Raw genomic sequence first — 13,034 nt, forward strand, 5'->3', positions numbered from 1 at the left:
CCTCGGGGATGTCCTTTGGAAAGAGCAGTTCCCTGCCCAGGCACCCTGGCCCGGGACTTTCGGCACGGGTTGACAATTCTCTGATTAGGATCATTATCGCCAAATCAGGATATATCCGCCACCGTGCGACGTGCCAGACGCACAGGAGGCCGTCCAGTCGCTTCAGTTCGGAGACCGTTCGATGCGTAAGATCCCTGTCCTCCTGTGCAGCGCGGTGCTGACCATGGTCGCTGCGCTGCCGCTGCAGGCCCAGCAGGCCATCGCTCCGCCCGTATCGGTGCCGCCGACAACGGCGCCCGTACCCACCGCGCCCTCCTTGCTGCCGGCCGCAGAGAACACGCCTTCCGCGCCGTCAGCAGGCGCGCCGGTACTGACCCGCGAAGACGCCGAGGCCTGGCTGGACGGCATCATGCCCTATGCACTGGCCAACGGCGACATCGCCGGCGCCGTCGTGGTGGTGGTGAAGGATGGGCGGATCCTGGTGCAGAAAGGCTACGGATACGCCGACCTGGAGAAGCGCGCACCGGTTGATCCGGAAAGCACGCTGTTCCGCCCCGGCTCTGTCTCCAAGCTGTTCACCTGGACGGCGGTGATGCAACTGGTCAGCCAGGGCAAGCTGGACCTGGACGCCGACATCAACACCTATCTTGATTTCAAGATACCGCAGCGTGACGGCAAGCCCATCACGCTGCGGCACGTGATGACCCATACCACCGGAATGGAAGAGCAGATCCGCGGGCTGATCACCTCCCGCCTGGACGAGGTGGTACCGCTCGGTGATGCACTCAAGAACTGGACACCCGAGCGCATCTACGCACCGGGCACCACACCGGCCTATTCGAACTACGCCACGGCACTGGCCGGCTACATCGTCGAGCGCGCCTCGGGCCAGCCGTTCTACGACTACATCGACGCGCAGATCTTCAAACCGCTGGGCATGAAACACTCCAGTTTCCGCCAGCCATTGCCGGCAACGCTGCTGTCCGGCATGTCCAAGGGATATGAGCGCGCATCGTCCGGCGAGGCCAAGGAGTATGAATTCATCAGCCTGGCGCCCGCCGGCAGCCTGGCCGCCACGGGATCGGACATGGGCCGTTTCATGATCGCCCACCTGCAGGACGGTGCTTTTGGTGATGCGCGCATCCTCGATGCCGCCACTGCACAGCAGATGCACTCCACCGGTCAGGCGTCGATCGGACCGCTGAACCGGATGATGCTGGGTTTCTACGAGACCTCGGTCAATGGCCACCGTGCCATTTCGCATGGTGGCGATACCCAGTGGTTCCATAGTGACCTGCAGCTGTTCCTGGACGATGGCATCGGCCTGTTCGTGTCGATGAACAGCGCCGGGCGCGACGGGGCAACCGGACACATCCGCACTGCGCTGTCGCGCGGTTTCGCCGACCGTTACCTGCCCGGCAAGCCGGCCGCACCACAGGGCGTGTCGAAGGAGGAGGCCCTCCTGCACGCTTCACAGATGGCAGGCACGTACGTAAGCAGCCGCCGTGCGGACAGCAGCTTCGTGTCGCTTTCCAATCTTCTGGGACCAGTAAAGGTCATCGCCAACGACGATGGCTCCCTTACCGTGAGCGCGGCGATCGGCTACGGTGGCGCGCCGAAGAAGTGGCGCGAGATCGCACCATACGTCTGGCAGGACACCACCAGCACCGATCGCCTGGCGGCAGACGTGGTGGAAGGAAAGGTCACGCGCTTCACCCTGGAACCGTACGCACCGATCATGGTTTTCCAGCGCCTGTCGAGCTGGCACGCCGCCTACCTGCCGCTGCTGATCGCCAGCCTGATCGTCGTGCTGCTGACCGTGGTCGCCTGGCCGGTGTCGGCACTGGTCCGTCGTTATTATGGCGTGCCCTACCGGCTGAGCGGCGTGGACGCACGCGCCCATCGCCTGGTGCGGATCGGTGCGCTGCTCTCGCTGCTGGCCACGAGCGCCGCGCTGGCGCTCGTGGCGAGCATGCTGAGCGCCCTGGAAATGACCTCGCCAAGAAGCGACGTCATGATCAATGTGACGCGCCTGTTCGCCACCGTTGCCCTGCCCGTCGGCGCAGCGTTCGCGGTCTGGAATGCCTGGCATGTCCTGCGCAGTCAGCGCAGATGGTTGGCCAAGCTGTGGGCCGTGCTGCTGGCACTGGCCTGCCTGTTCCTGCTGTGGCTCGGCTTCGCGCAGCATGTCATCGGATTCGGCGCGAACTACTGATGCCACCGGCCGGCGGGGCCTCCGCCGGCCGCCCCCCTCCTTCCTTCTGCACGAGGCAGTGGTGGCCCTTCGACTTGAGCTGCACAACGAACCGTTGCCGATGTCGGCACCGTTCCGCATCGCCGGACATGTCTTCGAGGCAATGCCCGCCACCGTGGCGACCCTGTACGACGCGGACTTCATCGGCCGCGGCGAGGCTGCCGGCGTCTACTACAACGACGACCAGCCGGACACGATGAAAGCCACGCTGGAAGCACTGCGTCCACGCATCGAAGCCGGCATCGACCGCGATGTGCTGCGCCAGCTGCTGCCCGCAGGTGGCGCGCGCAATGCATTGGATGCCGCGCTGTGGGAACTGGAGGCACAGCGCAGCGGGCTGCCGGTATGGCAGCTGGCCGGCCTGGATGGTGTGCGCCCGCTGTTGACGACCTTCACGGTGGGCGCTGATACACCGGAGGTCATGGCCGAGCGCGCAGCCGCCTATGCGCAGGCACGCGCGCTGAAACTCAAACTGACAGGCGACCCCGAACTGGACACAGCTCGCGTGCGCGCCGTACGCGCACGCTGTCCGACGCCGTGGATCGGGGTGGACGCCAACCAGGGCTACACCGCGGCCACGCTGCCGTTGCTGCTGCCGGCACTGGTCCAGGCGCACATCTCGCTGCTGGAACAGCCCTGTCGGCGCGGGCACGAATCCGACCTGGACGGCATCGAACGCCCACTGCCCTTCGCCGCCGATGAAAGCATCCTTGACCTGGCCGAACTGGAAGCGTTGCACCATCGTTTCAACGTCATCAACATCAAACTCGACAAATGTGGCGGGCTGACCGAAGGCCTGATGATGGCCCGTCGCGCGCGTGAGCTGGGCAAGCAGGTGATGGTCGGGAACATGTGCGGGACCAGCCTCGCGGCGGCACCGGCCTTCGTGCTCGGGCAGTTCTGCGACATCGTCGATCTGGACGGCCCCACCTTCCTGGTGAAGGATCGCACGCCTTCGGTACGTTACGTGGATGGTTTCATCGATTGCGGCGACGAGGTATGGGGGCCGCGGACCCACCCATGAGCATGCCGGCCGATCTCCATGGCAAGACCTGGTTCGGCCAGCCGCGCGGACTGACGATCCTGTTCCTGACCAACATGTGGGAGCTGTTCTCCTACTATGGCATGCGCACGATGCTGGTCTATTACATGACCAAGCAGCTGCTCTTCGCACAGGAAAAAGCATCTTTCGTCTACGGCCTGTACACGGCGATGGCGTACTTCACGCCGATCATCGGCGGGATCATCGCTGATCGTCATCTCGGCAAGCGCAACGCGGTCATCCTGGGCGGCAGCATCATGGCCTTCGGCCATTTCCTGATGGCGTTCGATTCAATGTTCTACCCCGCGCTGGCGACGATCGCGCTGGGTAATGGCCTGTTCCTGCCCAGTCTACCCAGCCAGATCAACGACCTGTACGCCAGCGACGATCCCCGCCGTGGGCGGGCCTACAACGTCTATTATGTCGGCCTCAACATCGGTGGCCTGCTGGCCCCGCTGGTGTGCGGCACCCTGGGCGAACTGTACGGTTGGCATTATGGCTTCGGCGCCGCCGGCATCGGCATGTTCATCGGGCTGCTGATCTACGTGGCCGGTCGCCGTTACCTGCCACCGGAGCCACCCCGCCGCACGCGGGTGATCACCGATGCCGGGCCCACCCGCAGCGACCCGCGGATCTGGTGGTTGCTGCTGGGCGTTGGACTGGCCGCGACGATTTTCCGTGGCGCCTACGAGCAGATCGGCAACACGCTGCCGTTGTGGATCGACAGCCGCGTTGACCGTGTGGTCGGAGGCTTCCTGGTACCGATGACGTGGTTCCAGTCGCTCAATCCGCTGCTGGTGATCGCGATCACCCCCGTACTGCTGGCCCAGTGGCGACGTCGTGCAGACCAGGGCCGTGAATCCTCCCCGGCCCGTCGCATGGCCATCGGTGCCTTGATCGTCGCCGTCGCCTACGTGCTGCTTGCCGGGCTCGCTGCGGGTGCCGGCCAGATGCTGGTCAACGGACTCTGGCTGGTGGCCTTCTTCATGATCCTGACGCTGGGTGAGCTGTACATCCTGCCGACCGGGCTGGGGCTGTTCGCCCGGCTCGCGCCACCGCGCCTGGGCGCGACCACCGTTGCCTCCTGGTTCCTCGCCGTCTTCAGCGGCAGCCTGCTGGCGGGACTGGTGGGCACGCTGTGGTCGAGGACCAGCCACGCCGGTTTCTTCCTGCTGCTTGCCGGCCTGGCCGCGGTTGCCGCGCTGATCCTGTGGCGGCTGGATCGGCCGATACGTTCGTTGTCATCCTGATGGAGAAAGCACCATGCCGCGATTCACGCCGACCCTGCTCGCCTTCACCCTCGCCCTCGCCGCCTGTACCACGGCCCGCAGCGCCGATGCGCTCCCGCGCTACGACCTGGTAATCCGCAACGGCGTGGTCTACGACGGCAGCGGCAGTTCGCCCCAGCGCGTGGACGTGGCAGTGCGGGATGGTCGCATCGTGGAGCTGTTGCCCGCCGGCAAGGCGGCGCTCGCCGGGAAGGAGATCGACGCCGGCGGCAAGGCAGTCGCCCCGGGTTTCATCAACGTGCTGAGCTGGGCGACGGAGTCGCTCATCGTTGATGGACGCGGTGTCAGTGATACCAAGCAGGGGGTGACGCTGGAGATCTTCGGCGAAGGCTGGTCGATGGGACCGGTCAACGAACGCATGAAGGCCGATGCCCTCAAGCAGCAGGCCGATATCCGATACGACATCCCCTGGACCACCCTCGGTGGCTACCTGGAACATCTGCAGCAGCGGGGCATCACACCCAATGTCGCGTCGTTCATCGGCACTGCGACGGTCCGCATCCATGAGCTCGGCGAGGACGACGTCAAGCCAACCCCCGAGCAGCTTTCCCGCATGCAGGACGTGGTTCGCCAGGCGATGCGCGAAGGAGCGCTGGGCGTAGGCAGTTCGTTGATCTACCCGCCGGGCAGGTTCGCCGAAACCGACGAACTGATCGCGCTGGCCAAGGCCGCTGCCGAATCCGGTGGCGGATACATCTCCCATATGCGCAGCGAAGCCGATCGCCTGCTCGAAGGCATCGATGAGGTCGTGGCCATCGCACGTGCAACCGGCCAGCATGCCGAGATCTACCACCTGAAGGCAGCCGGCGAGAAGAACTGGCCGAAGATGCAGCAGGCGATCGATCGCATCGAGGCAGCGCGCAAGGAAGGACTCAAGCTGAGTGCGGACATGTACGTCTACACCGCAGGCGGGACATGGCTTGCGGCGAGCATGCCACCGTGGCTGCAGGCCGGTGGTCACGACGCGATGATCCAGCGGCTCAAGGATCCCGCCACGCGCGCGCGGCTGATCGCCGAAATGCGCGATCCGAACGTGCCCTGGGAAAACCTGCGCATGCTCGCCGGATCGGATGAACGATTGGTTCCAATCGAATTCAAGAGCGAAGCACTGAAGCCCCTGGCCGGAAAGTCACTGGCAGCGATCGCGCGTGAACGCGGGACATCCGTTGAAGAAACAGCGATGGACCTGATCGTCGAGGACGACCACCGCATCGGCACCGCCTACTTCCTGATGAGCGAGGACAACATCGAGCTGGGGTTGAAGCAGCCGTGGGTGAGCCTGGGTTCGGATGCCGAGTCCGCCGCGCCGGAAGGTGTTTTCCTGAAATCCAGCACGCATCCGCGCGCCTACGGCAACGTGGCGCGTTTCCTCGGCCACTACGTCCGCGACCGCAAGCTGATGCCGCTGGAAGAGGGCATCCACCGACTTACCGGCCTGCCGGCCAGCAACTGGAAGCTGACTGATCGGGGTTGCCTGCGCGCGGGCTGTCATGCCGACATCGTGATCTTCGATCCCGGCACCATCACCGATCACGCGACCTACGAAAAACCCCAGCAGTACGCGACCGGCGTCAGCGATGTCTTCGTCAACGGCGTACAGGTGCTGCGCGAAGGCGAGCATACCGGCGCCACGCCGGGCCAGGTGGTCCGAGGGCCGGGCTGGACGCCAGCCACGCGCTGACCGCTTCACACATGATTTTTCTGAATGTATTGACAATTCTCTGATTAGGATCATTATCCCGGATCAGGACAGATCGCGTGCGAAGGGCGACATGTCGACGCCAGACCATCACTGATTCAACCTTGCCCGGGAGAGCAGGCATGACCCAGTTCCAGTCCGCACGGCCGTGGTACCGCACCCACCTTTCCCTTTCGATCGCTGGCGCGCTGGCCTGTTGCAGTGCTTCGGCACTCGCACAGGACGGCACGAACGCGGCGAACGCAGGTGCCCAGCGCACCGATGCCCAGCAGCTCGATACCGTGGTGGTCACTGCCAACAAGCGCGAAGAGAATGTGCGTGAAGTGGGCGCCTCGATCAGCGTGATCGGTGAACGCCAGTTGGAAAACACCGGCGCGGTCTCGCTGTCAGACTATGCCGCCTATATTCCCGGCCTGCAGGTGCAGAACGACGGCACCCCTGGCCTGACCCGCGTGTCCCTGCGCGGCATCTCCGCGCTGTCGTCCGGCGCGACGGTGGCCACCTACATCGACGACGTGCCCGTCGGCTCCAGCGGCATCTACCAGGGCGCCAGTGCGCTGATGCTCGACCTGATGCCCTACGACATCAGCCGCGTCGAAGTACTGCGCGGTCCGCAGGGCACCCTGTACGGCGCAGGCGCCATTGGTGGCCTGCTGAAGTACGTGACCCGCGCGCCGGAAGTAGTGGGTGAAGAAACCCGTGTGGGTTTCGGCCTGCGCTCCGTGCAGGGCGGCGGCCAAGCCTGGAACGCGCGCCTGGGCGCCAGCCTGCCGCTGAAGGACGAGCGGCTCGGCCTGCGCATGAGCTTCGCCCGCAACGGTCTTGCCGGCTTCACCGACAACGTCATCGACGGCCGCAAGGACATCAACACCGGCGACCAGATCGGTGCCCGTACTGCGCTGGCCTGGGATGGTGATGCATTCGATCTCGGACTGTCGGTGCTGCACCAGCGTATCCGCAGTGATGATCGCGCCGGTGTGGCGCTCGATCCGGAAACACTGACGCCGCTGTTCGGCGAACAGAAGGACACCGTCTGGCAGCCGCGTCCCTTCTCCAAGGACCTGACGCTGGTGTCGCTGAGCATGGACTGGGACCTGGGCTGGGGCAATCTCGTATCCGCAACCGGCTGGTCGCAGACCAAGACCATGGACCAGATCGACGCGACGACACAGTTCGGTGAAGTGGCCGACCTGTTGCTGGGCCTGCCCGCGCCGGGAAGTTCCAGCCTGCGCTACGGTTACGACATGGACAAGATCACCCAGGAGTTCCGCCTGCTGTCCAAGGATGGTGGAACATTCGAATGGATGGTCGGTGGCTTCTACACCAAGGAAGACAGCAAGCAGGATCAGGTGGCCAATCTCGCCGAGCGGGATGGCACGCCGCTGCCGCCGCCCTACGATGCGCAGTTCGGCACCCTGGCGGTCATTGGCCTGCCCAGCACCTACAAGGAATACGCGGTGTTCGCCAATGGCTCCTGGCGCATCAGCGATCGCTTCAAGCTGGACCTCGGCGTCCGCCAGGCGCGCAATGACCAGTGGTACAGCCAGCGGGTATCGGAAGGCATCCTCGCGCCGATCGGTGTAACCACCGGAACCTCCAGCGAGAATGTGTTCACCTGGAGCGTGAGCCCGCAGTTCAAGCTCTCCGACGACATCATGCTGTATGCCCGCGTCGCCACCGGGTACCAGCCCGGTGGCCCCAACGTGGCGATGGTCGGCATTCCGCCGCAGGTGGATTCGTCGATGCTCGACAGCTATGAGGTCGGCATCAAATCGCAGTTCGCCGATCGCCGCGTCACGTTCGATCTTTCCGTCTTCCGCATCGACTGGGACGACATCCAGGTTTCCTCTTCGTTCAACGGCATCAGCGGCCTGGTCAATGGCGGCCAGGCCACCAGCGAAGGCGTTGAGCTTTCTTCGCAGTTCAGTGTCACCGATGCATTGACGCTCGGGCTCAACGGTGCCTACACCAACTCACGGCTGAAGAACGATTTTGACCCTACCGTGATTCCGCAGGATGGGTTTGATTTCATCCAGTGGACCGGCCTGGCCGACGATCGCATGCCGTATTCCCCGCGACTGTCCTGGACGGCGACCGCCGAATACGCGTTTTCCACCGCCAACGGCTACAACGGCCAGATCGGCGGCGCGTTCCGCTGGACCGGTGAACGCTTCAATGGCACCACCGAACGGCAGCGCTTCACTGCCCCCGGTGATCCAGATACCCAGGTGATGCCGGACGTCATCACCTCGCCGCTGAAGCTCGGCAGTAACCATTCCCTCGACCTGTATGCCGGCATCGGCCGTGGCAGCTGGGAACTGCGTGCTTACGTCAACAACGTGACCGGGGAGGACGGCTGGCTGACGCTGGCACGCGTCGCCGGTGCGCTGTCGCGGGTCAACTCGCACGTGGCCGCAGTCCCCGTACAACCGCGGACGTACGGCATGGAGCTGGACTTCCGGTTCTGAGCCTGGCCTGCATCGCTTCACTGCCGCCGTTCATCCTCCCACCCCCTTCGGGACCCGCGCATGCAGACCGCCGTTTCGAGCTTGCACGAAGCCGCAGCGCTTCCGCAGCCCTACCTGTTGTTCCTCGGCGACACCCGGGAGCCGAACTATGCCAAGACCGCCTACGGCCTTCGCGACTGGGCACGCGAGCGCTGCGTGGGTGAGTTCGCGTGCGAGGATGTCGGCGTCAGCGCCGGCCTGCCCTTTCTCACCCCCGAGCATGCCCGCATGGCGGGCGCCCGGGCGATGGTGATCGGCGTCGCCAACCCCGGCGGACATATCCCCAACGCGTGGATTCCGTTGCTGTTGCAGGCACTGGAAGCCGGCCTGGACCTGATCGGCGGCATGCACATGCGGCTGTCGGACATCGATACCCTTCGCAACGCGGCACGCGCGCTCGGCCGTAGGCTGATCGACGTCCGTGAGCCACCACGCAACCTGCCCATCGCCAGCGGCATCCGTCGCACGGGCAAACGCCTGCTCACTGTCGGCACCGATTGCGCGCTCGGCAAGAAATACACGGCGCTGACGCTGGCCCGCGCGTTCCAGGCCCGCGGGGTTGATGCGGATTTCCGCGCCAGTGGTCAGACGGGCATCCTGATCGCCGGCGCCGGCATTCCGATGGACGCGGTCATCGCGGATTTCGCCGCCGGCGCAGCTGAAATGCTGTCTCCCGATGCGGACCCCTGCCATTGGGACGTGATCGAAGGCCAGGGATCGCTCTCACATCCCGCCTACGCCGGCGTATCACTGGCCCTGCTGCATGGCAGCCAGCCGGACGTGGTGGTGGTCTGCCACGAGCATGGACGCGACCATGTGCTGGGCTATCCCCACTATGCGCTCCCCTCGCTGGAAGAAACGGTCGAGCTGGCCCTGACCCTGGGATCGCGCACCAACCCGGACATCCGTTGCGCCGGCATCAGCCTCAATACCGCGAAACTGGAGGCGGACGCCGCGTACCGCGCCATCAATGCGCTTTCCGACCGCCTCGGCATGCCCGTGGCCGATCCCGTGCGGGGTGGGGAATCATTCGATGCCCTGGTAAGCGCCTGCCTGGCCAAGCAGGCAGAATGAGCCGATGACCAACGCCGCGACGCGATTCCAACGTTGGATACTTCCCGGTCTTGCCTTCAAGGCCGCGGTGATCGGCGGCGGATACGCGACGGGCCGCGAGTTGGCGGAATACTTCATTCCCAGCGGCCCCCAGGGCGGCATGCTGGCGATCCTGGTAGCGATGGCCTGCTGGAGCCTCGTCTGCGCACTGACCTTCGCGCTGGCGCATGCCACCCGCAGTTTCGACTACCGCAGCTTCTTTGAAATGCTGCTGGGGCCGTTCGCTTTCCTGTTCGAGCTGGCGTACGGCATCTTCATGGTGCTCATCCTGGCGGTGTTCGGAGCAGCGGCAGGGGAGATCTTTTCGGCGTTGCTGGGTTGGCCGACACTGGCCGGCACGCTGCTGCTGATGGTGACCATCGGATTCTTCGTCACCTTCGGCAACGATACCGTGGAGGCCCTGTTCAAATGGGTCTCCGTACTGCTGTATGGCACCTATGCCGCCTTCCTGGTGCTGGTGCTGGCCCGCTTCGGCGATGCGGCGTTCACCACGCTGTCGGAGCCGCAACCGACCACCGGCTGGCTCCAGGGCGGCTTGACCTACGCGGGTTACAACATCGTCGGCGCGGTGATCATACTGCCGCTGGCCAGGCACTTCCTCAGCCGTCGTGATGCCGTGGTGGCCGGCGTGCTGTCCGGCCCGCTGGCGATGCTCCCGGGGCTGTTCTTCTTTCTGTGCATGCTGGCGTGGTATCCCCGGATCGGAACCGTCGCGCTGCCTTCGGACTTCATCCTGCGCCAGTTGAACCTGCCGGTATTCCATGTGCTGTTCCAGCTGATGATCTTCAGCGCTCTGCTGGAAAGCGGAACGGCCGTCGTGCATGCCTGCAACGAACGCATCGCCCGTACGTTCGCAGGAGGTGATGGCGCGGGACTGGGCAAGCCCGCACGGTCGATGATCGCCGGCGTGCTGCTGGTCGGCTCCATTTTCATCGCTGATCGCGTGGGCCTCGTGGCGCTGATCGCGCAGGGCTACCGGGGACTGGCCTATATGTTCCTGTGCCTCTACATCCTGCCGCTGCTGACCGTTGGCAGCTGGCGCCTGTTGCAACGTGCTGCGCGCCGCACGGCGCCTACCGCCCATTCCTGATCGGAGATCGCGCATGACCCCCACGTCCAGAACATGGAAGACAATGATCTCCTGCGCGCTTTTCTGCGTGGCGGCACTGGCCCACGCACAGTCCTCGCTGCCGGCGGACTTTGATGCCCGTGTTCTGCAGGCGATGAAATCCCGCGAGGTACCGGGCATGGCGATCTCCATCGTCAAGGACGGGCAGATCGTGCAGGCCCGGGGATATGGCGTACGCCGCCTGGGAGGCAGCGAGCCGGTCGATGGCGATACGATCTTTCCCACCGGCTCGACCGGCAAGGCCGTTACCGCTGCCGCGCTGGCGATTCTGGTGGATGAGGGCAAGCTGGGATGGGACGACAAGGTGATCGACCACCTGCCGGACTTCCGCATGTACGACCCGTGGGTCACCCGCGAAATGACCGTGGCGGACCTGCTGCTGCACCGCAGTGGCCTGGGACTGGGCGCAGGCGACCTCCTGTTCATTCCGCGCACGTCCCGCACGCGCATGGAGATCGTGAGAGCACTGCGCCATCTCAAGCCCGCCACCAGTTTCCGCAGTGGGTATGCGTACGACAACATCCTGTACATCGTGGCCGGTGAACTGATAAGCCAGGTCAGCGGGCAGTCCTGGGAAACCTTCGTGGCCAACCGGATCTTCAAGCCGTTGGGCATGACAACCGCCGTCAGCGACGAGGCCAACCGGTTCGCCACTGCCAATCGGGTACAACCGCATGCACGCCTGGACGCACGGCTGCGCGGCCTGGGAAAACAGCAGATGCTGCCTGAGCGGGAAGGTCTGGGCCAGGTGGGCGCTCCCGCCGGCGGCCTGTCGTGGAGCGCAAAGGATTTTGCCCGCTGGATGCTGGTGCAGTTGGGTCAGGGCGCGCTGCCCGATGGTGGCACGCGCCTGTACAGCGAGGCCTCCGCACGCGCGATGTGGACACCGCAGGTGCCGACCCCCATCAGCCCCTATCCGGCTCCGATCAGCGACATCACCCCGCAGTTTTCCGGCTACAGCTACGGGTGGTACGTGCAGGACTATCGCGGTGTGAAGGTGATACAGCACGGCGGCGCGGTGTTCGGTGTGATCACGTTCGTCGTGCTGGTACCCGACCGGAAACTCGGTATCGCCCTGCAGATGAACGCCGAGGACGTGGACGTGCTCCGTGGCCTCGGTTACGAGCTGATGGATCATTATCTCGGCTTTGAGCGGCGCGATTGGGTGGGCGCCTTTTCGAGCTGGTACCAGGATCGCCTGACCGGCGGATTGAAGGCACTCAAAGACATAGCGCCGACCGCGCGCACCGCGTCGCGTCCATCGCTGCCGGCACGCGGCTACGTGGGTCGTTACGCGGATGCGTGGTATGGCGAAGCGACCGTCGCCGAACAGGGGGGAACGCTCCGCATGGATTTCACCCGCACCCCCAACATGGTGGGTACGCTGCGGCATTGGCAGTACGACACGTTCCGCGTCGACTGGGATGACACGGCGCTCGAACCCGCGTTCGTGACCTTTGCGTTGAACGCGGAAGGACACGTGGCGAACATCACGATGAAAGCGGCGTCACCGCTTGCGGACTTCAGTTACGACTACCAGGACCTCAGGTTCGAGCCGGCCGGGAGATAGGTTTCCTGGCCGCTCCAGGGGCGGGGGCGGTTGCTGCCCTGCGCTCTCACCGGGTCCTTCACGTTGATCCAGGCCACGGCCGGCAACTGGCTGAACTGACTACTACACTGTTGAAGCCCTCTCGCTATTGCGTCACAGTTCGTCACTTCCTATGGAGCTGCCGCATGCACGGAACGACTCAACACCTCAGGATCGCAGCAGCCGGAATCACCCTTATGCTGCTGGCAGCCTGCACCTCTGTTGGCGACATGCGCAGTACCGGACCTGTAGCCACTTTTTCGTCCAATCAGGATCCCTTAGCGGCTGCCACTTGTGTCCGTGACGCATGGGGAGAGGTGAGCATTGGAGGATCACGATGGCAGTATGTGCTTGAGCCCCGTTCCGATGGCTACTCCGTGTCGAACTCCAATGGCGGCGTCCCGGCGGAGTTT

At 64.7% G+C, this 13,034-nt stretch carries 8 protein-coding genes; all 8 read left to right on the forward strand.

Annotated features, from left to right (window positions below):
* Positions 1-181: 181 nt before the first annotated feature.
* The 8 genes from AC06FB_RS08445 (at position 182) to AC06FB_RS08480 (ending at position 12,603) form a co-directional block, all read left to right on the forward strand.
* The gene (locus AC06FB_RS08445; RefSeq protein WP_263175940.1) at positions 182-2,215 is read left to right on the forward strand and encodes a serine hydrolase domain-containing protein; all 2,034 of its coding nucleotides are present in this window, start codon (positions 182-184) and stop codon (positions 2,213-2,215) included.
* 61 nt (positions 2,216-2,276) lie between these two features.
* Positions 2,277-3,278 carry a dipeptide epimerase gene (locus AC06FB_RS08450; RefSeq protein ID WP_263175942.1) on the forward strand — a complete coding sequence of 334 codons (1,002 nt, stop codon included), beginning with the start codon at positions 2,277-2,279 and terminating at the stop codon, positions 3,276-3,278.
* A complete protein-coding gene (locus tag AC06FB_RS08455) occupies positions 3,275-4,546 on the forward strand; it encodes a peptide MFS transporter (RefSeq protein ID WP_227255308.1) in 1,272 nt (423 codons plus the stop codon). The genes AC06FB_RS08450 and AC06FB_RS08455 overlap by 4 nt, the downstream gene beginning before the upstream one ends.
* Before the next feature lie 13 nt (positions 4,547-4,559).
* Positions 4,560-6,266 (forward strand): N-acyl-D-amino-acid deacylase family protein, encoded by a 1,707-nt coding sequence (locus AC06FB_RS08460; protein ID WP_478053574.1) that lies wholly within the window; start codon positions 4,560-4,562, stop codon positions 6,264-6,266.
* 140 nt (positions 6,267-6,406) lie between these two features.
* Positions 6,407-8,752 (forward strand): TonB-dependent receptor, encoded by a 2,346-nt coding sequence (locus AC06FB_RS08465; protein WP_346480474.1) that lies wholly within the window; start codon positions 6,407-6,409, stop codon positions 8,750-8,752.
* Positions 8,753-8,812: 60 nt separating this feature from the next.
* The gene (locus tag AC06FB_RS08470; RefSeq protein WP_368865367.1) at positions 8,813-9,865 is read left to right on the forward strand and encodes a DUF1611 domain-containing protein; all 1,053 of its coding nucleotides are present in this window, start codon (positions 8,813-8,815) and stop codon (positions 9,863-9,865) included.
* A 4-nt stretch (positions 9,866-9,869) separates the two neighbouring features.
* On the forward strand, positions 9,870-10,994 hold the full coding sequence (locus tag AC06FB_RS08475; RefSeq protein WP_461287954.1) for a YkvI family membrane protein: 1,125 nt from the start codon (positions 9,870-9,872) through the stop codon (positions 10,992-10,994).
* Positions 10,995-11,007: 13 nt separating this feature from the next.
* Positions 11,008-12,603, forward strand: a complete 1,596-nt coding sequence (locus AC06FB_RS08480; RefSeq protein WP_478053575.1) for a serine hydrolase — start codon at positions 11,008-11,010, stop codon at positions 12,601-12,603.
* The last annotated feature ends 431 nt before the right edge of the window (positions 12,604-13,034 follow it).

This window comes from Stenotrophomonas sp. Steno-C15, from assembly GCF_056393265.1.

Excerpts from the sequence above, each read along its gene's own strand:
- AC06FB_RS08455 (WP_227255308.1), top strand. The coding sequence starts at position 3,275 with ATGAGCATGCCGGCCGATCTCCATGGCAAGACCTGGTTCGGCCAGCCG.
- AC06FB_RS08470 (WP_368865367.1), top strand. The coding sequence starts at position 8,813 with ATGCAGACCGCCGTTTCGAGCTTGCACGAAGCCGCAGCGCTTCCGCAG.
- AC06FB_RS08465 (WP_346480474.1), top strand. The coding sequence starts at position 6,407 with ATGACCCAGTTCCAGTCCGCACGGCCGTGGTACCGCACCCACCTTTCC.
- AC06FB_RS08475 (WP_461287954.1), top strand. The coding sequence starts at position 9,870 with ATGACCAACGCCGCGACGCGATTCCAACGTTGGATACTTCCCGGTCTT.
- AC06FB_RS08480 (WP_478053575.1), top strand. The coding sequence starts at position 11,008 with ATGACCCCCACGTCCAGAACATGGAAGACAATGATCTCCTGCGCGCTT.
- AC06FB_RS08460 (WP_478053574.1), top strand. The coding sequence starts at position 4,560 with ATGCCGCGATTCACGCCGACCCTGCTCGCCTTCACCCTCGCCCTCGCC.
- AC06FB_RS08445 (WP_263175940.1), top strand. The coding sequence starts at position 182 with ATGCGTAAGATCCCTGTCCTCCTGTGCAGCGCGGTGCTGACCATGGTC.